The following is an 18830-nucleotide window of genomic DNA, read 5'->3' on the forward strand; positions in this document are numbered from 1 at the left end:
CTAAGTAAACTATTCTATGAATCGTAATATAGTATATGGAGTTTTTGTAGCGATACTTATTTTATTGAGTTTTCGATATTGCGAGTTTAAAGATGATGATCATCAACGTCTAGAAGAGCACTCTGCACTTATCGAGAAAACACTTAAAAACGTCGGGAAACTTGTTGTGACAGAAGGAGAGTATGCAGAAGTGTTTACCTATGAAGACTCAAAAGAGTTTTACTTAGATATCTTAACAGCAACCAAAAAAGCACTGGTGGTTGCTAATGCAAAAGCAACGATCTCTTATGATCTAAGTAAAGTAGAAACTCAAATTGATGAGGCTACTCAAACTGTTTATATCACACGTATCCCAGAACCAGAATTAACTATTAATCCTAATTTGGAGTATTACGATATTCAACAAGATTTATTGAATCCTTTTGAAGCCGAAGATTATAATGTGATTAAAGCTAGAGTAACAAATACGCTTAGAGAAAAAATAGAAGCTTCAAGTCTATATACCAATGCAGAAAATAGATTAATTACAGAACTTCATAAAATCTATATTTTGACTAATTCTTTAGGGTGGACATTGCAATATGATGCTACTCCAATTACAAACATTGCTGACTTCGAAAAGCTATTAGATTAATTCTTTATTAACTCGATACCATTTTCTATAAGATGTGCTATTTCTGGACGTGTTTCTTTGAGTGTTATGAGATGTTCTAAAACCGCTTTCGCGAAACCTGTGCTGAGCGCAGTCGAAGTAGCGGAATTATCCTCATAAACAAGTTCGTAAATTTCTAATGAAAGTAACCAGTCTGTCGGATGATGCGTTGATACATCTTTAAAAATATGTGATAATCGTTCTTTAGAAATAGATCCAGATTCCCTACTATTTCTTACCTCTTGATATAAAGCTAATAGTTGCTCTTCTTGTTCTGAAATATCAGATTTAATAGTAGTCGTACTAATGACGTGTTCTTCAAGTTTAAATGATAAATAATCGGCAGCTCCTGCAAAAGCAGATAAGATTTCTTGTCCCAACGCCATGTCAAAATCCCCCATGTCAGGAGAAAATAAGATTTCGTCTTTATAACATACTGTGCAATCAGTAAACTGGATAAGCATGAGTTTTCCGTTAAGATTACGCATTCCTGTAACGTTAAGACCATTTACCGTAATGCCGCTTTCAAACTCAAAAGAAATAGGTTTTCCATCATAAAAATTATACGCTTGTAAATCTCTAGGCCCCATATTTTCAATCGATAAATTAATACCTTTAAGTTTGCCTAGTGGCGATCTAAAACCATTAAGATGTCTAGCGGTACCATGACCGATGAGTTCTTTTTCGCGATAAGCCAGCGCTGTAGGACCTTCGGTTTCAAAATAGATAACATCATTATCTTCATTCTGAATCATACGTGTAAATACACCGCTCACTTGAAGTCCAGTACTTAACTCAATAGTACCTATTTGTTTGGATTCGATTAATTTTTTGAGTCCGCGCCACCCTCCTTTACGCACTGCCATAGTACTTGCAAATTCTTCAAGTACTTTCATGAGGTAAGCGAAGTCTGGTGTTACATACAGTTGCGGTTGAGGTTTTGTAATATCAAATTCTTTATAAATAGCCTCTATAGAATACGGAAGCTTGACAACTTTGTCTGTCATGCACCACGCACTTTCTCCAATGGAAGAAAGTAATCCTGCTCCATAAATTTTTGGGTCTTCAACAGTGCCTATGAGTCCGTACTCTACGGTCCACCAGTGTAGATTACGTATCAACGCAATTTCAGAAGGTTCTACTTTTTTATGTTGAAGTTCTTCTACGTGTTTTTCTGCTTTTCTAATAGTATCGAGATATTCTTCTTGAGCAGGAGTAAGCGTTTCCTCTCCTTTTGGGAGGGGGCTTGGAGGAGGGCTTTCTTTTAAGATAGATAATTTACGTACGGCTTCATACATATCCATATCATGTGCACTTGATATCGCTTTAGCACCTATCTCACCAAAACGTCTTAAGTATTCTGCATAGTCAGGGCTTGCAATAATAGGTGCGTGTCCAGCACCTTCATGAATGATGTCAGGAGCAGGTGTATATTCAATATTTTCTAATTGACGGATGTCACTCGCAATCACAAGAACTTTATACGCTTGGAATTCCATAAAAGCATTGGGAGGAATAAACCCATCTACAGCTACAGCTGCCCAACCTATTTCTTTAAGGATACGATTCATTCCATACATAGATGGAATCTGATCGATAGAAATACCTGTTTGCCTAAGACCGTCTAAATAACTTTCATGAGCAACTTTTGCTAGGTAATCTACATTTTTTCGCATTACATAACGCCATACAGCTTGGTTGATAGGAGTGTACTCCTCATAATTTTGAGGCTTGATGTATTGCTTTAAATGTGGCGGCAAACGATCCAATAAAGGATTGGTTTCTATAGTAGTACTCATAGAATGTAAAATTAAAGACTTTAGTGGGAATTTTCACCACTCCTTTCATAGAGTTTTATGATTTCACTAAAAAGATCAACTATAGCAGGTTCTCTCCTTTGTATCTGCTTTCGTACTTGGACAAATTCAATATAAACTTCACTTGCGTGAAAGCGTACTCATTATAATAATATACGTCAATTGGCGTATGTTTTCTTGTGGTTATGAGAGAAGTTTCAAGATTCTTTCATAAAGTGTATATTGCGTGTGATGAAATTGAATACGCTTTCGCGAAAGCAAGAAATATACAGAACCGCTGCTAAACTTTTTAAAGAAAAAGGGTATAGCGCTGTGACGATGCGAGATCTTGCAGCGGCAGTTGGTATTAAGGCAGCTAGTCTATACAATCATATTACCTCAAAACAACAAATTCTTTCTGAAATCATTCTCGATATCGCTGAACAATTTACCGAAGGAATTGATGCTATTGTAGATCGAGATACGGATACTATTACAAAATTAAAAGAAGTAATCGCCCAACATATCATACTCACCACAGACAATCCCTACGGAATGGCGGCACTTAATAATGATTGGATGCATTTGGAAGGAAAATTAGATCATTACTTAGACTTACGGACGCGTTACGAAAATAAGTTTAGAAGTATCGTATTAGAAGGAAAAGAATCAGGGGAGTTAAAGGATGTAAATACAGAGATTTTGTTATATTCTATACTCACTACCTTACGCAATCTCTATCTCTGGATTCCTAAGAAAGGAGAACTCCAAAAAGACGTGCTTATAAAAGAATTAAGTGTCACCTTATTGCAAGGTGTTGAAAAATAAGCTTTTGTAGGTGATTTGGAAATGTAACTAACAATTGTTAGTTTTGTAGTATCTAAATATCATAATGGCACAATTTCATACAATAAAAGTGAAGGATATTTATAAAGAAACTTCAGATTGCTCTGTAGTGACTTTTGATATTCCAGAAACACTTCACGATGCTTTTGATTTTCAACAAGGACAACATCTTACTCTTAAAGCAATACTAGATGGACAAGACACGCGTAGATCATATAGTTTATGTTCCAGTCCAGTAGATAAAGAATGGAAAGTTGCAGTAAAGCAAATTCCAGGAGGTTTGTTTTCTACCTATGTAAATGAACAATTACAAGCGGGAGATATGATCGAGGTTATGGAACCTAGCGGCAAATTTGGGGTTCCAGTGTCAAAAAATGAAGCTAAGAACTATGTGGTTTTTGCAGCAGGAAGCGGAATTACTCCTATTTTATCTATGATTAAAACACATTTAGCATTGGAACCAAATGCTAAATTCAAGTTATTCTATTTAAATAGAACTGTAAAATCCATTATCTTTAAGGAAGCGATAGAGCAGTTGCGTAATCAGTATTTTGGGAGATTAGAGATTTTCTATTTCTTAACCAAAGAGCAACGCGATATAGAGTTGTTTAATGGACGCTTTACCAGCGAAAAATTACAAACACTCACTAAAACACTAATTCCTGTTCAATCAACAGACGAGGTTTTTATTTGCGGACCTGAAGAAATGATATTTCTGATTCGTGATGAATTAATAGCTGCAGGGTTAGAAAAAGATAAAGTCCACTATGAATTATTTGTAACAGGACTTTCTGAAGAAGATAAACAACGAACTGCAAGACTTGCAGAGCAACAAATAGAAGGCGTTGAAGTTACGATTGTAGATGGAGGAAAAGACTTCCATTTTACAATGACAGATGAATATGATAATATTCTGGATGCAGCCTTAGGAGCAGGAGCAGATTTACCGTTTGCTTGTAAAGGCGGTGTCTGTAGTACGTGTAAATGTAAAGTAGAAGAAGGATCGGTTGAGATGAAAGTGAACTATGCTTTAGAAGAAAATGAGGTAGCTCAAAACTTAGTGTTGAGTTGCCAAGCGGTTCCGACGTCAGAGAATGTAAAAGTGAATTTTGACGTCTAGTACTGACGTTATTTGAATAACATACTATTCTCTCCCTCTGGGAGAGATGCCCAAAGGGCAGAGAGGGTTTTCGCGAAACCTGTGCTGAGCGCAGTCGAAGTAGCAAACCATTTTTAACCTTTAAAAGATACCCGCCTACGCGGGCATAAATTATGAGTGAAAAAGAAGTAAAAAACTTAGAAGAAATTTTTGAAGCACGTATCGCACGTGATGAAAAAATAGAGCCTAAAGATTGGATGCCAGAGAAGTATCGTAAGACACACATCCGTCAGATTAGTCAACATGCGCATTCTGAAATTGTAGGCATGTTACCTGAAGGAAACTGGATATCTAGAGCGCCTTCATTGCGACGTAAAGTGGCATTATTAGCAAAAGTACAAGATGAAGCGGGTCACGGTCTTTATTTATACTCAGCGTGTGAAACATTAGGGATCTCCCGTAATGAATTGTACGAACAATTACACTCAGGAAAAGCAAAATATTCTTCAATATTTAATTACCCTACAGTAACATGGGCAGATATGGGAGCAATAGGATGGCTTGTAGATGGCGCTGCGATTATCAATCAAGTGCCGTTATGTAGCACATCTTATGGACCGTATGCACGTGCGATGATTAGAGTGTGTAAAGAAGAGAGTTTTCACCAGCGTCAAGGATTTGAAATTATGCTCAAACTAGCTAATGGAACTCCTGAGCAAAAAGATATGGCACAAGATGCCTTAAATAGATGGTGGTGGCCTTCGTTAATGATGTTAGGACCAACCGATGCAGAATCTGTGCATACCGCACAATCTATGAAGTGGAAACTAAAGCGTAAAACCAATGATGAGTTACGTCAGCAGTTTATAGATCAAACCGTACCACAAGCAGATTTATTAGGACTCACTATTCCGGATCCAGATTTAAAATGGAATGAAGAAACTGGTCATTATGATTTTGGAGAAATAGATTGGGATGAATTCTGGCAAGTTGTAAAAGGATATGGTCCTTCTAATAAAAAACGTATGAAAGATAGAGTTGGCGCTTGGGAAGAAGGAACATGGGTGCGAGATGCTGCCATGGCATATGCTGAGAAGAAGGAGAAGCGTAAAAACGATATTAAAAGAGCTATCTAGATAATAATGATATTCTTTCCCTCTGGGAGAGATGCCCAAAGGGCAGAGAGGGTTTGTTAACATAAAACCTCTTCAAAATTTAAAAGATACCCGCCTATGCGGGCATGAATTATGTCACAAAACAATTGGCCCCTTTGGGAAGTATTCGTACGAAGTAAAAACGGATTAGAACATAGACATTTTGGAAGCCTTCATGCTGCCGATGCAGAAATGGCATTAGAAAATGCGAGAGATGTATATACACGTCGTAGTGAAGGTGTGAGTATTTGGGTCGTAGAAAGTAGTAATATCACTGCGAGTAATCCAGAGAATAACGGAGAGTTATTTGAACCTGCAGCTGATAAAGTATACCGTCACCCTACATTTTATGATTTACCTGATGAGGTGAAGCATATGTAGCAGGAAGAAATCGAAGCTGAAATCGAAATCTAAATTGAAAAACAAATGAGCAAATATAATTTGGATAATCGATTTGAAGATTTTGCAGCTTCAGTAATAGTTCTTTTTGATAAGCAACCAGTATCTTTTGCAGCAGATTATTTAGCTAAACAATTGATTCGGTCGGCTTGTTCTTCGGCTCTCAATTTTGGAGAGTTTGAGGGAGCAAGATCAAATAGGGACAAAGCAAATAAACTCAGAATAGCCTTAAAGGAACTTCGTGAGTCTCTTAGGAATTTAAATATTCAGTTAAAAAGTGAAATTTTGAAGTCTGAAAATATAGAGAGTATAAGGAAAGAAAATGATGAGCTTATTAGGATTTTGGTTACGCTTCTAAAAAAATATGAATGATTAATAATGGATTCGATTTCGTTTTCGATTTCGTTTTCGATTTCAAAAAATGAACAATAATTTATACAATTACATCCTAGGTATCGCAGACAACAGTCTTATCCTTGGACAGCGTCTAGGAGAATTATGTGGTCACGGACCAAGCCTAGAGACTGATATTGCAGGAACAAATATCTCATTGGATTTATTTGGTCAGGTACGTAGTTATTTTCAATATGCTGCTCAAGTAAGTGGCGATGATGCAGCTACAGAAGATACAATTGCTTTCTTGCGATTGGAGCGTCACTATAAAAATGTACTCTTAGTAGAACAGCCTAATACAGATTTTGGATATGTGATCGTACGTCAATTTCTTTTTGATGCCTATCATTTATTATTCCTAAAAGAATTAGAAAAAAGTACGGATGAAACACTCGCTGCAATAGCTAAAAAATCTGTAAAAGAAGTCAGCTATCACTGGCGCTTCTCTTCCGATTGGATTAGAAGATTGGGCGATGGAACGCAAGAAAGTCATGAGCGTGTACAAGAAGCAGTAACCGATTTATGGATGTATACCGATGAATTATTTCATCAAACAGAAGCAGACCAAGCAATGATTTCAGAAGGAATTGGCGTAGATACGTCAAAACTGAAAGAGGTCTATTACAAAATGGTTTCAGATGTTTTAGAAGAAGCGACTTTAGAAGTTCCTGAAGGTAAATACTTCCATAAAGGAGGAAAGCAAGGAATTCATTCAGAACATATGGGATATATCCTTTCTGATATGCAATATATGCAACGTACCTATCCTAATATGGAATGGTAGAATGATGAACGATTGTGGATTTCTGATATAAGATTGTAGAATTAAAAAGTTCAAAAATCAAAAATCAAAAATCGCTAATCTCCAATCAAAATGACTTTAGAAACCCAACATATAGAACCACATCTTACTTCCATTTTGGAGTCTGTTTCAGATCCAGAGATACCTGTGCTTTCTATTATGGATATGGGAGTTGTAAGAGAAGCTGTCGAAAGAGATGGAATTGTTCAGGTAAAAATAACCCCTACCTATTCGGGATGTCCAGCTATGGATGTCATTGGGGATGATATTGTATCCGCTTTCGCGAAAGCGAATAAAAAAGCAAAAATTACATTGGTTTTAAGTCCCGCATGGACAACAGACTGGATCACTGATCGAGGAAGAAAAGCACTAGAGGAATACGGAATTGCAGCCCCATTATCTCCTGAAGCAGATAAAGAAGCATTATTAGGGAACAAGAAAATTGTAAAATGTACCAATTGTGGGTCGACAGAAACACACTTGGTCAGTCAGTTTGGCTCTACAGCATGTAAAGCACTGTTTAAATGTGATGTATGTCAAGAACCTTTTGATTACTTTAAATGCTTGAAATAGGATACATATGAAAAATATATCTGTAACACTACTTTTTATTGTCCTTACTTGTTTTTCGGTAAGTGCTTCAAGAGTGGTTGTTTCTACAGATATTGGATTTGATGCTAATGATAGTACTTCTTTTTTAGAAATAGCATTTACAAATACGACTGCAGATACGATTGTTATAGATAATGTAGGAATGGATTGGCGTACAGGCCCTCTTGATATAAATCGTGATGATGTGACGATTATTTTGGAAAAAGGGGTGGTAATACGAGCACTCCCTAATGTATTTGGAGAATTTGATTCCTTGATACGTATACGAGATAGAAGTAATATCACCATTTTAGGATATGGAGCTACATTAATAATGAATAAGCAAGAATATATAGATCTTGCAGATAGTGAGTTTAGACATGGTATCGATTTGAACTCGGCTATAAGTATCTTGATAGAAGGGTTGACTATACGAGACTCTGGAGGAGATGGTATTAGTATAAGTAAAAGCTTTGCAGCAGATAGCCCTCAGAATTATTCAGAAAATATTAGAATTAAAAATTGTGTTTCTACTAATAATTACAGGCAAGGATTAGCAATCATATCGGCTAAAGATGTTGAGATTTTGTATTGTGAGTTTTCAGATACTAGCGGAACATTACCAGAAGACGGGATTGATATAGAGCCTTTTGAACCAGATCAACGTATAGAAGATGTGCTTATTAAAGGGTGTAGAATTCTTAATAATAATGGAAATGCAATTCAGGTAGCTATGGAATTTATGGACGACTCGTCTCAAGATATTTCTATAGTAGTAGAAGATACATACATGTCAGGAAATCATGATCCTTCTAATACATTTTCATTTGCAGAATTAAATATAGATGACAATGGAGGAAATGGTGTAGATGGCTTTGTTACTTTTTCTAACTGTTATGTTGATAGTAGTGAGTGGACAGCTGTATATATATCAAAAACAATAGATAGTTATCAGGCAAATTTTGAAAATTGTGTTTTTAAAGATGTTTCAAATGATCCTATAGATTTAAATAATCCCATTTTCTTTGAAGTAACAGATTATGAAAATCCAGTAGCGAGGTTTGGAGGGGCTACATTTACAAATTGTACAATTATTTATGATGAGGATATTCCATTTTTAAATTTAGTTGAAAATATGCCTACGTCTCCAGGTTTAGGAGATGTTACTGGAAATTTTTATGTGATTAATCCGAATACAGTCTCTTTTGAAACAGGAATCGATCCTGAAAATACAGCAGTTACATTTGACTCTTTTAATAGTTTTCCAGAGACAGAAGTAACTATTACTGCTTCGCAATTGCAGTATACAGAAGGTGTTGATTCCTCTTTTCGATTTGATCTCCAAAGGGAGAGCGATCTATTAGTGCCAGTAGCAGTAAACCTTTCTTTAGAAGGAACAACAACATTTGGTGAAGATTATGATAGACAACCTGGTTTTGTTGTATTTGAAGAAGGAGAGGATCAGGTAGAAGAAACTATTGACATTATCCTTGATCAAGAAGAAGAGACTATAGAAACATTAGAGGTTGAAATTTCTCCAAATGATTGTTATGTAATAGGTTCTGAAATGTCCTTGTCATTAGATTTGATAGATGCGACATTAAGTGTTGATGTTTTTGATATACGTTCTTTAATAGCATACCCTAATCCTGTAAGTGATACGTTAACACTTGAATTACCCGAAGGGAATTATCAAATAATTTTATATTCGATTTTAGGAAGTAAGCTAAAAGAATTTTCTCTTTTAGAGAATAATACTCAGGTAATAATGAATGACTACCCTACAGGGACTTATGTTTTGAAAATAATTGATAATACATATCAAAAACAAAAAAGTATACAACTTATAAAGAAATAAGTTTCATAAAAAATAGAAGCATTTAATTAAAAACAATACCTGCTTAAGCAGGCGTTATTATGAGTCAATCAATACAAAAAGAAATACATAACGGAGTAGCAACACTTACGCTAAATCGCCCAGAGGTTTTTAATAGTTTTAACCGTGAGATGGCATTAGTTTTTCAAAATGAATTAGATGCTTGTGCAAATGATGCCTCTGTAAGAGTTATTGTAATTACTGGAAGCGGAAAAGCGTTTTGTGCTGGTCAAGATTTAAAAGAAGTGACAACTCCTGATTTAAACCCAGGATTCAAGAAAATATTAGAAGAACATTACAATCCTATTATCACAAGAATACGTGCGATTAACAAACCAATCATAGCAGCAGTAAATGGTGTAGCAGCAGGAGCAGGAGCAAACATTGCATTGGCTTGTGATATTGTGATTGCGCATGAAAAAGTAAGTTTTATACAAGCATTTAGTAAGATAGGTTTAGTGCCAGATAGTGCTGGCACATTCTTTTTGCCTAGATTGATAGGCTTTGGAAAAGCGAGCGCATTAATGATGTTGGGCGATAAAGTATCTGCTACAGACGCTGAGAAGATGGGGATGATTTATAAAGTAACACCATTAGACGATTTTCAGATAGAAATAGAGAAGGTTGCTAGTACACTTGCGCAAATGCCAACAAAAGCATTAGGTATGACGAAGCAACTACTCAACAATTCGATGAGTAATACATTAGAACAACAACTTGCGTTAGAATCAAAATTACAAATAGAAGCAGCAAGTAGTGAAGATTATGCAGAAGGAGTAGCCGCTTTTGTTGAAAAAAGAAAACCAAATTTTAAAGGACAATAGTGATTAACGATTGGAGATTATAGATTGCTGATTTTTGAATTAAAAAATATGAAGCCTAATCAATTAGAAGAACGACTTATTAAATTTGCTGTAGATATAATTTTACTATGTAAAACAATGGATAAATCTTTTGCATCTGAGCATTTGACGAAACAATTAATTCGTTCTTCTACTTCAGTGGCTTTAAATTATGGTGAAGCAAGAAGTGGAGAGAGTACAAAAGACTTTCTACATAAAATGAAAATCTCTTTAAAAGAATTACGAGAATCGTATGTGAATATGAAAATTCAAAAAGGAGCCAGCCTTATAAGAGATGTTATCGAGTTGGATAGACTTCTAGACAAGAATAATCAACTAATTTCCATCTTTGTTTCAAGTATTAAAACGGCGTCAGCCAAATAGTTTCTCCATATGAGTGAGCAAAATCAAAAATCAAAAATCAAAAATCAAAAATTTTCAATCAAAACTGTAGGTATAATCGGAGCAGGAACCATGGGTTCTGGAATTGCACAAGTAGCAGCAACAGCAGGATGTGCTGTAAAACTTTTTGATGTGCAACAACCAGCTTTGGATAAGGCAGAAGTAAAACTTGAAAAAATCCTGAATCGTTTAATTGAGAAGGGAAGGATAGATTCAGATGAGAAAAGTAGAATTCAAGGGAATATTCAATATGTAAATTCTTTAAAAGAATTAGCAGATGCAGACTTAACTATTGAAGCGATTATTGAAAATCTTGATATTAAAAAGAAGGTATTCCAAGAACTAGAATCGTATGTGTCTGATACAGCTATTATAGCCTCAAATACATCAAGTCTTTCTATTGCTTCTATTGCAGCATCATTAGAAAATCCAGAACGTTGTATAGGAATTCATTTCTTTAATCCAGCACCGTTAATGAAGTTGGTCGAGGTGATTCCAGCGGTACAAACTTCTCAAACGGTATTAGATACCTGTGTAGCAGAAATTACACGTTGGAAGAAAGTGGTGGCCGTAGCAAAAGATACGCCAGGGTTTATTGTAAACCGTGTAGCGCGCCCTTTTTATGGGGAGGCATTGCGTATCTATGAGGAGGGAATTGCAGATTTTGCAACCATTGACTGGGCGATGAAATCCATAGGAGGATTTAGAATGGGACCGTTTGAATTGATGGATTTTATAGGGAATGATGTTAATTATACAGTAACAGAAACGGTTTTTAATGCCTTTTATCAAGATCCTAGATACAAGCCATCTTTTACACAACAAAGACATAGTCAGGCGGGGTATTTAGGACGTAAGTCGGGACGAGGTTATTATCATTATACCGATGAAAATGCTAATAACGCTTTCGCGAAAGCAAACCCAAATACAGATAAAGTGATAGGAACTCAAATCTTTGATCGTGTTCTTGTCATGCTTGTCAATGAAGCTGCAGATGCCTTGTTTTGGAATATAGCAAGTGCAGAGGATATAGATAATGCCATGACCAAAGGGGTAAATTATCCTAAAGGATTACTCAAATGGGCAAATGAAAAAAGAATTGATTGGTGTGTGTCACAACTGGATGGGTTATATGATGAATATAGAGAAGATCGTTATCGATGTTCGCCCTTGTTGAGAAAGATGAGTAGGGAAGGTCGAGTGTTTTTTGAATAGTAATTATACAAAGTACAATAGAACTATTAAGAGTTAAAAAGAATCAAAATAAATAAGAAGAGTGAAATTCATTAAGGCTTTAATTGTATCGTTTTTGTTCATCAGCCTGATTGGTTGCGAAAGTACGATTGTAAAGGTTCCTGCTTCACCATACCCTATTAGTAATGATTCTTTTTCTGTAAAAACCATTGCAGAAGGCTTTGTGATTCCATACGGAATAGCAATAGTAAATGATACCGAATATTTTATTACAGATAGAATAGGGAAACTCTTTCATTTTAAAGAAGGACATCAAATTGAAATAAAAGGAATGCCTAGTGTAAAAACATTTGGTGATAAAGGAATTCCTGCAGTAATGCATGGCGGACTAATGGATGTGAGTATACATCCAAAATTTAATGAAACTCCATGGCTATATATATCATATTTAGATATAGATGGTTTTGCAAAAGTCTCTAGGTTTAAAATAGAAAATAATAATACGACTCAGTTTGAAACGATTTTCAAAACTAGAGGTCAAAACTATTATGGAAATGGTATGAGAATCGTGTGGGAAGATGATGAGCATTTTTTCTTAAATGTGGGGGGCTCTGTTTTTACGACGAGTAAAAATCCAATATTGACAGCGCAAGATCTTCAGGATGATTCAGGAAAAATACATAGACTTAAAGAAAGTGGAGCTATTCCTAGTGATAATCCAATTTTTGATGGATTGACTCAGCCTACGACTATTTGGAGTTATGGACATAGAGATTCTCAAGGATTGGTATATGATAAAAAGAGCAAGACATTATTTGGTGTAGAACACGGACCAAAGGGAGGTGACGAGTTTAATATCATTAAAAAAGGAGGTAATTATGGTTGGCCTATCTTTACCTATGGAATTCATTACAATGGCGAAAATATTTCGACACTAACAGAAGAGGAGGCATCAAAAACAACCATATTGCCTGAGCATTATTGGACCGTGCCAACAGACGATGGAGGTCAAGCGATTGCACCTTCTTGTTTATTAAGAGTAGAAGGAAGTACGATTGCAGATTGGAATAGCCATTTTCTAATGGGATCACTAGCTTATAGGAGATTGATGAAGTATAATCGTGATACAGACGAGACCGTAGCATTAGCTATTGATGGAAGAATTAGAACTCTTAAGCAATTACCAAGTGGAGATATCATTGCATTAATGGAACGAAATGATGTGAGTAAATCAAATGGTAAAATCATTAGAATTAGTAATTAATATGTTCTTTGTGAAACAAATAAATGTCAAATGCCAATAAAAGGAGAAGATATACCGCATAAAATGTTAAGCCAAGACGCCTATAGTACTTGGCTAGGAATTGAGATTTTAGAATCAAAAGTGGGACGTGTGAAAGTAGGAATGACAATACGTAAAGAAATGCTTAATAGTATGAGCTTTGCACATGGAGGAATCACGTATTCGCTGGCAGATACGGCTTTTGGTTTTACAGCAAATACACATGGAAAGTATGCGGTTTCTATAGAAACAAGCATCAATCATATCGAAGCATTAATAGAAGGAGATTACATTACAGCAGAAGCCACAGTAGATAAACAGAAAATGAAAATAGGGTTTAATATCGTTGAGGTGAAACGGGGAGACGAACTTGTAGCTTTATTTAAAGGTGTTGTTTACAGAGCAACTAAAGATTGGACATAATACTAAAGAATTAAAAAACATAAAATGAAAAAACAAATATTACTTATTGCAATGATGTTTATTTCACTAGGGCTCTTTGCTCAAGGGAATACAAAGGATTTATCTGCAGAAGATTCAGGGAAGCTTAAAAATGCGATACAAACAATATTTGGAGCAGAGATAGTTATGGATATAGATGAAAATTTATACCCAGTATCTCAAGGAACATCTCATTTTACTGAGGATGAAAAGGCAGGAATTGTATCTATGGTTGTGCCTGCTTCTTTCGAGAAGATGGAAGGCGATCTTGCCAAACAAGAATCTAAAGCTGGTGTGACAATTTTAGAAAGAGGCGTGAAAGAAATTGGAGGGAAAAATATGTTGTTTTTAAGACAAAGAATTGATAGGGAAGGTGTTCCTTATATATCTATGATTTTTTGTATGAAAAATACAGCGGAGAGTAGTATTATCATTACAAGTTTCTATGAAGAAAGTAAAGAAAAAACATATATAACGTCTGTTAATACAGCGGTTGCATCTGCAAAAATTAAAGAATAACGATGAAAGAAGCATATATTATAGATGGGGTAAGAACTCCAATAGGAAATTATAAAGGGACATTAAAGGCAGTACGTACTGATGATTTAGGAGCACATGTAATACGTGAAGTCGTAAAGCGAAATCCAGCGATTCCTAAAGAGGCCTATGACGATGTGATTATGGGGTGTGCTAATCAAGCAGGAGAAGATAATCGTAATGTAGCGCGTATGTCACTGTTGCTGGCAGGGCTTCCATTTACAGTACCTGGAGAAACGGTAAATAGATTATGTAGTAGCGGACTTTCTGCAATCATACAAGCAAATCGCGCAATCAAATCGGGAGATGGAGACTTATTTATTTCTGGTGGAGTAGAGAACATGACCCGTGGTCCATACGTAATGGCAAAACCATCTACGGCATTTGGAGGAGATAGTAAAATGTATGATTCTACATTTGGATGGCGCTTTGTAAATCCTAAAATGCATGAATTATATGGCACAGACGGCATGGGAAGTACTGCAGAAAACTTAGTTGAAAAGTATAATATTTCTCGTGAAGATCAAGATGCCTTTGCGTATCATAGTCAAATGAAAGCAGCAAAAGCACAGACGTCAGGAAGACTCGCAAAGGAAATAATCGCTGTAGAAATTCCACAACGTAAAAAAGATCCTATTGTCTTTAAAGATGATGAGTTTATAAAACCTACGACATCTAAAGAAATACTGGCAAAATTACGTCCCGCTTTTAAGAAAGAAGGAGGAAGTGTGACTGCAGGGAATAGCTCAGGATTAAATGATGGCGCAGCAGCTACAATTATTGCAAGTGAAGATGCAGTGAAAAAATACGGATTAAAACCATTAGCAAGAATAGTGAGCTCAGCAGTAGTAGGTGTAGAGCCACGTATCATGGGTATAGGACCTGTACAAGCTTCAAACAAAGCTTTGCAAAAAGCAGGACTTACTATGGAAGATATCGATGTGATTGAGCTTAACGAAGCCTTTGCATCACAAGCATTAGCTTGTATTAGAGAGTGGGGACTGGCAGATGACGATCCTCGTATCAATCCAAATGGAGGATCTATTGCGATTGGGCACCCACTTGGGGTCACAGGAGCACGTATTGCCTATTCGGCAGCTTTAGAACTTCAAGAACAGAAGAAAAAATATGCCTTAATCACGATGTGTGTAGGCGTAGGACAAGGATATGCAGCAATTATTGAAAATGTAACTTTATAAGCTTTCACGAAGGTGAAGTTTATGCTGAGCCAGCCGAAGTACGAAAGCGTATTTAAAATATACTTATATGAAAATACTAATCATAGGAGGAAATGGAACTATAGGGAAAACAGTAATACAGCGTTTTGCTGAAAATCATGAAGTACTTATTGCAGGTAGATCTTCAGGAGATGTAACTGTAGATATTGCTTCATCAGCATCTATTCAGAAAATGTTTGAAACTGTAGGTAACGTAGATGCCATTGTAAATATAGCCGGAGATGCAAAATGGGACAAATTTGATAACTTATCTGAAGACGACTTTTATATAGGTGTCAAAAGTAAGATGATGGGGCAAGTCAATTTAGTTCGTCTTGGAAGAGCCTTTTTAAATGATGGAGGGTCAATCACATTAACCACAGGGATCCTAGCCGATGAACCGGTAGATATGACCACAAGTGCTGCAATGGTCAATGGAGCGATTCAAAGCTTTACAAAAGCAGTCGCATTGGAGTTAGAAAGAGGTATTCGTGTCAATGTAGTTTCGGCAGACCTTGTAGAAGATGCCTACGAAAAATATAAAGATTATTTTCCAGGCAATACACCAGTACCTATGCATAAAGTCGTGGACGGCTATGTAAAGAGTGTACTTGGTAAAATTAACGGACAGATTATTAGAATACGTGGTTAATACGCTTTCGCGAAAGCATACTAACAAACAAAGAATTTTTCGATTTCGATTTCAGTTTCGATTTCAGTTTCAATTTCAAAAACGATAGTTTTTATGATTTTAGAATCTTATATAAATGGCAATTGGGTAAAAGGAGATAATACCAATACTCGTAATATGTATGACGCTATTACTGGAGAAGTAATAGGTCTAACAAGTACTGAAGGTCTTGATGTCGCAAGTGCTCTGCAATACGGTCGTGATCATGGAAAAGCGTTGCGTACTATGACCTTTCAGCAGCGTGGGAATATGATCAAAAAATTAGCTTTGTATCTCAATAAACGTAAAGAGCAATTTTACGAAATCAGTTATAAAACAGGAGCTACACGTGTAGATAGTTGGATTGATATAGAAGGAGGCTTTGGTAATTTATTTGCCAATGCAAGTTTGCGTAAACTATTTCCAGATCAGTCCTATGCCGTAGAAGGAGATCCTATTGACTTGTCAAGAGGTGGCCGATTTATGGCGCATCATATTTTGGTGCCAAAAAAAGGAGTAGCTGTACATATCAATGCGTTTAACTTTCCTGTTTGGGGGATGTTAGAGAAATGCGCTGTCAACTGGATGGCAGGAATGCCTGCGGTAGTACTTCCTGCACCACAAACTGCATTTTTAACAGAAGCTGTTGTTCGAGAAATTATCAATAGCGGCATACTTCCTCCGGGAGCATTACAATTGTTGTCAGGACTTACGACCTCAATCCTAGATACGGTAGCGAGTCAAGATGTTGTTACGTTCACAGGAAGTGCACATACAGGACGTTTGTTGAAGGCACATCCTAGATTATTGGAAGAAAGTGTGCCATTTACTATGGAAGCAGATAGTTTAAACGCTGCTGTTTTAGGACCTGATGCTGTTCCGGGCACTCCGGAATTTGGTATTTTCATCAAAGAAGTGCGTAAAGAAATGACGGTGAAGTGCGGTCAAAAATGTACGGCTATTCGCCGAATTATTGTTCCAGAAAACTTAATGGAAGACGTACAAATAGCCTTAGGGAAGCAACTGGATAGAACGGTTATAGGTGATCCTAAGCTTAAAGAGGTACGTATGGGGTCATTAATTAATACAGATCAACGAGATACCATAAAAACACAAGTTGAAAAAATCTCAAAAACGGCCGATATTGTATATGGTTCTTTTGATCCTGTAGAAGCGATAGGTGCCGATGGAGAGAAAGGTGCTTTTATGCGTCCTATCTTGATGCGTGAAGATCAACCATTTAAAAACACACAAGTACATGAAGTAGAAGCCTTTGGTCCTGTGAGTACACTCATGCCGTATAATGGTGTAGAAGAGGCAATAGAACTTGCTCAAATGGGGAAAGGTTCATTGGTAAGTTCTGTGGTGACGGCAGATAACGCTTTCGCGAAAGCGTATACCGTAGAAGCTGCATCTCATCATGGACGTATATTAACACTCAATAGCGAAAGTGCTCCACAAAGTACAGGGCACGGTTCGCCACTGCCATTGTTAGTTCATGGAGGTCCTGGACGTGCAGGAGGAGGAGAAGAAATGGGAGGATTACGAGGAATCAAACACTATATGCAACGATGTGCGGTTCAAGGAAGCCCTACAAGTCTAACTGAAATTACGGGAATATATCAACCTAATGGTGCCTATACTGAAGCTGAAAAGCATCCATTTGCTTATCATTACGAGGATATCAAGCCTGGAATGAGTTTACAAACCCATAAGCGTACCTTAACCGATACCGATATTCAGAATTTTGCAAACCTTACATGGGATCATTTTTACGCCCATACAGATATCACGAGTTTGGATGGAAGTATTTTTCAAAAGCGTACCGCTCATGGATACTTTATTATTTCGGCAGCAGCAGGATTGTTTGTGTATCCTAACAAAGGACCCGTTTCTGCAAATTACGGATTGGAAGATATTCGCTTTTTAAGACCGTTATATCACAATGATACGATCTATGTACGATTGACTTGTAAAGAAAAACGTGAACGCGATGTAGCAGGAAGAGAACATCCAAGCGGGATTGTAAAGTGGTATGTAGAAGTTTTTGATGCAGAACCTGTAGATTACGAAAATGGAAAAACAGATGAAGAGGCAACTGCATTAGTTGCTGTAGCAACCATCCTGACCATGGTTGAGAAAAAACAAAGCACCTTTGTTGAGATGAAAGACGAAACAATAAAAACGTGTCTCTCAAAATTAACTAAAGATAGTACGCCAAGCTGGGGAATGATGACTGCACAGCATATGGTAGAGCATTTAGAATTTAGTTATCGTGTCGCTGGAAATCAATGGCAAGATTTTGACATTGCAACTCCAGAAAAATACATAGATAAAGTGGCTGCTACTTTATGGAATTATAAAAAAATGCCACATGACTATGAGATGCCTCTGATGAAAAAAGGAATGGTTGAAGACTTGCGTCATCCGGATTTTGAGACTGCTATAAAGAAGTTTTGGGAAGCAAAGGAAGTATATAATGACTTCTACAAGAAAAACCCTAAAGCTAAAGCAAAGAGTCCTGTTTTTGGATATTTAACTAAATATGAATGGTATTTACAAGAACGCAAACACTTGAACCATCATTTTGAACAATTTGGTTTGTTGTAACGATAGAAGAGAAAAAATAATATAATT

Annotated in this window: 19 protein-coding genes; 18 read left to right on the forward strand and 1 reads right to left on the reverse strand. The window is 36.4% G+C overall.

Going from position 1 to position 18830, the window contains the following annotated elements:
- The first annotated feature begins 16 nt into the window (after nt 1-16).
- Nucleotides 17-634, forward strand: coding sequence for a DUF4230 domain-containing protein (locus Q1A60_RS00720; RefSeq protein ID WP_299762949.1), 618 nt, complete (start codon nt 17-19; stop codon nt 632-634).
- Here the strand turns inward: Q1A60_RS00720 and Q1A60_RS00725 are convergent.
- Entirely contained in the window at nt 631-2451 is a 1821-nt protein-coding gene (locus Q1A60_RS00725) for an aromatic amino acid hydroxylase (protein ID WP_299762951.1), read from the reverse strand. The genes Q1A60_RS00720 and Q1A60_RS00725 overlap by 4 nt on opposite strands.
- 249 nt (nt 2452-2700) lie before the next feature.
- Here Q1A60_RS00725 and Q1A60_RS00730 point away from each other — a divergent pair, with 249 nt between their 5' ends.
- From Q1A60_RS00730 to paaZ, 17 genes are all read left to right on the forward strand, one after another.
- The gene (locus tag Q1A60_RS00730) at nt 2701-3276 is read left to right on the forward strand and encodes a TetR/AcrR family transcriptional regulator (protein WP_299762953.1); all 576 of its coding nucleotides are present in this window, start codon (nt 2701-2703) and stop codon (nt 3274-3276) included.
- Between the two features lie 64 nt (nt 3277-3340).
- Nucleotides 3341-4414 carry a 2Fe-2S iron-sulfur cluster-binding protein gene (locus Q1A60_RS00735; RefSeq protein WP_299762955.1) on the forward strand — a complete coding sequence of 358 codons (1074 nt, stop codon included), beginning with the start codon at nt 3341-3343 and terminating at the stop codon, nt 4412-4414.
- Between the two features lie 152 nt (nt 4415-4566).
- On the forward strand, nt 4567-5529 hold the full coding sequence (paaA, locus tag Q1A60_RS00740; RefSeq protein WP_299762957.1) for a 1,2-phenylacetyl-CoA epoxidase subunit PaaA: 963 nt from the start codon (nt 4567-4569) through the stop codon (nt 5527-5529).
- 111 nt (nt 5530-5640) lie between these two features.
- On the forward strand, nt 5641-5928 hold the full coding sequence (gene paaB, locus Q1A60_RS00745) for a 1,2-phenylacetyl-CoA epoxidase subunit PaaB (RefSeq protein ID WP_299762959.1): 288 nt from the start codon (nt 5641-5643) through the stop codon (nt 5926-5928).
- A 45-nt stretch (nt 5929-5973) separates the two neighbouring features.
- The gene (locus tag Q1A60_RS00750) at nt 5974-6318 is read left to right on the forward strand and encodes a four helix bundle protein (RefSeq protein WP_299762961.1); all 345 of its coding nucleotides are present in this window, start codon (nt 5974-5976) and stop codon (nt 6316-6318) included.
- Nucleotides 6319-6367: 49 nt separating this feature from the next.
- Nucleotides 6368-7123, forward strand: a complete 756-nt coding sequence (gene paaC, locus Q1A60_RS00755; protein ID WP_299762964.1) for a 1,2-phenylacetyl-CoA epoxidase subunit PaaC — start codon at nt 6368-6370, stop codon at nt 7121-7123.
- Nucleotides 7124-7213: 90 nt separating this feature from the next.
- Nucleotides 7214-7714: a 1,2-phenylacetyl-CoA epoxidase subunit PaaD gene (gene paaD, locus Q1A60_RS00760; RefSeq protein WP_299762966.1), complete on the forward strand. Its 501-nt coding sequence runs from the start codon at nt 7214-7216 to the stop codon at nt 7712-7714.
- A 7-nt stretch (nt 7715-7721) separates the two neighbouring features.
- On the forward strand, nt 7722-9590 hold the full coding sequence (locus Q1A60_RS00765; protein ID WP_299762968.1) for a right-handed parallel beta-helix repeat-containing protein: 1869 nt from the start codon (nt 7722-7724) through the stop codon (nt 9588-9590).
- Between the two features lie 59 nt (nt 9591-9649).
- Nucleotides 9650-10432 (forward strand): enoyl-CoA hydratase-related protein, encoded by a 783-nt coding sequence (locus Q1A60_RS00770; RefSeq protein ID WP_299762970.1) that lies wholly within the window; start codon nt 9650-9652, stop codon nt 10430-10432.
- A gap of 48 nt (nt 10433-10480) precedes the next feature.
- Nucleotides 10481-10834 carry a four helix bundle protein gene (locus Q1A60_RS00775; RefSeq protein ID WP_299762972.1) on the forward strand — a complete coding sequence of 118 codons (354 nt, stop codon included), beginning with the start codon at nt 10481-10483 and terminating at the stop codon, nt 10832-10834.
- Nucleotides 10835-10843: 9 nt separating this feature from the next.
- Entirely contained in the window at nt 10844-12067 is a 1224-nt protein-coding gene (locus tag Q1A60_RS00780; protein WP_299762975.1) for a 3-hydroxyacyl-CoA dehydrogenase NAD-binding domain-containing protein, read from the forward strand.
- A 61-nt stretch (nt 12068-12128) separates the two neighbouring features.
- Nucleotides 12129-13310 (forward strand): PQQ-dependent sugar dehydrogenase, encoded by a 1182-nt coding sequence (locus tag Q1A60_RS00785; RefSeq protein WP_299762977.1) that lies wholly within the window; start codon nt 12129-12131, stop codon nt 13308-13310.
- A 30-nt stretch (nt 13311-13340) separates the two neighbouring features.
- The gene (locus Q1A60_RS00790; protein WP_299762979.1) at nt 13341-13751 is read left to right on the forward strand and encodes a hotdog fold thioesterase; all 411 of its coding nucleotides are present in this window, start codon (nt 13341-13343) and stop codon (nt 13749-13751) included.
- Nucleotides 13752-13775: 24 nt separating this feature from the next.
- Nucleotides 13776-14288, forward strand: coding sequence for a hypothetical protein (locus Q1A60_RS00795; protein WP_299762981.1), 513 nt, complete (start codon nt 13776-13778; stop codon nt 14286-14288).
- 2 nt (nt 14289-14290) lie between these two features.
- Entirely contained in the window at nt 14291-15505 is a 1215-nt protein-coding gene (gene pcaF / locus Q1A60_RS00800) for a 3-oxoadipyl-CoA thiolase (protein WP_299762983.1), read from the forward strand.
- A gap of 67 nt (nt 15506-15572) precedes the next feature.
- Complete coding sequence (locus tag Q1A60_RS00805; protein ID WP_299762985.1) at nt 15573-16175, forward strand: short chain dehydrogenase; 603 nt, start codon at nt 15573-15575, stop codon at nt 16173-16175.
- A gap of 93 nt (nt 16176-16268) precedes the next feature.
- A complete protein-coding gene (gene paaZ / locus Q1A60_RS00810) occupies nt 16269-18803 on the forward strand; it encodes a phenylacetic acid degradation bifunctional protein PaaZ (protein ID WP_299762987.1) in 2535 nt (844 codons plus the stop codon).
- Nucleotides 18804-18830 lie beyond the last annotated feature (27 nt).

Origin of the sequence: uncultured Dokdonia sp. (assembly GCF_947492535.1) — a bacterium.
Taxonomy (GTDB): Bacteria; Bacteroidota; Bacteroidia; order Flavobacteriales; family Flavobacteriaceae; genus Dokdonia.

Bases quoted from the DNA above. Each gene is read 5' to 3' on its own strand.
- Q1A60_RS00730 (WP_299762953.1), top strand. From the start codon at position 2,701: ATGAAATTGAATACGCTTTCGCGAAAGCAAGAAATATACAGAACCGCT.
- Q1A60_RS00720 (WP_299762949.1), top strand. From the start codon at position 17: ATGAATCGTAATATAGTATATGGAGTTTTTGTAGCGATACTTATTTTA.
- Q1A60_RS00770 (WP_299762970.1), top strand. From the start codon at position 9,650: ATGAGTCAATCAATACAAAAAGAAATACATAACGGAGTAGCAACACTT.
- Q1A60_RS00795 (WP_299762981.1), top strand. From the start codon at position 13,776: ATGAAAAAACAAATATTACTTATTGCAATGATGTTTATTTCACTAGGG.
- Q1A60_RS00780 (WP_299762975.1), top strand. From the start codon at position 10,844: ATGAGTGAGCAAAATCAAAAATCAAAAATCAAAAATCAAAAATTTTCA.
- Q1A60_RS00775 (WP_299762972.1), top strand. From the start codon at position 10,481: ATGAAGCCTAATCAATTAGAAGAACGACTTATTAAATTTGCTGTAGAT.
- paaA (WP_299762957.1), top strand. From the start codon at position 4,567: ATGAGTGAAAAAGAAGTAAAAAACTTAGAAGAAATTTTTGAAGCACGT.
- Q1A60_RS00735 (WP_299762955.1), top strand. From the start codon at position 3,341: ATGGCACAATTTCATACAATAAAAGTGAAGGATATTTATAAAGAAACT.
- Q1A60_RS00790 (WP_299762979.1), top strand. From the start codon at position 13,341: ATGCCAATAAAAGGAGAAGATATACCGCATAAAATGTTAAGCCAAGAC.
- paaB (WP_299762959.1), top strand. From the start codon at position 5,641: ATGTCACAAAACAATTGGCCCCTTTGGGAAGTATTCGTACGAAGTAAA.
- paaD (WP_299762966.1), top strand. From the start codon at position 7,214: ATGACTTTAGAAACCCAACATATAGAACCACATCTTACTTCCATTTTG.
- Q1A60_RS00765 (WP_299762968.1), top strand. From the start codon at position 7,722: ATGAAAAATATATCTGTAACACTACTTTTTATTGTCCTTACTTGTTTT.
- paaC (WP_299762964.1), top strand. From the start codon at position 6,368: ATGAACAATAATTTATACAATTACATCCTAGGTATCGCAGACAACAGT.
- pcaF (WP_299762983.1), top strand. From the start codon at position 14,291: ATGAAAGAAGCATATATTATAGATGGGGTAAGAACTCCAATAGGAAAT.
- Q1A60_RS00750 (WP_299762961.1), top strand. From the start codon at position 5,974: ATGAGCAAATATAATTTGGATAATCGATTTGAAGATTTTGCAGCTTCA.
- paaZ (WP_299762987.1), top strand. From the start codon at position 16,269: ATGATTTTAGAATCTTATATAAATGGCAATTGGGTAAAAGGAGATAAT.
- Q1A60_RS00805 (WP_299762985.1), top strand. From the start codon at position 15,573: ATGAAAATACTAATCATAGGAGGAAATGGAACTATAGGGAAAACAGTA.
- Q1A60_RS00725 (WP_299762951.1), bottom strand. From the start codon at position 2,451: ATGAGTACTACTATAGAAACCAATCCTTTATTGGATCGTTTGCCGCCA.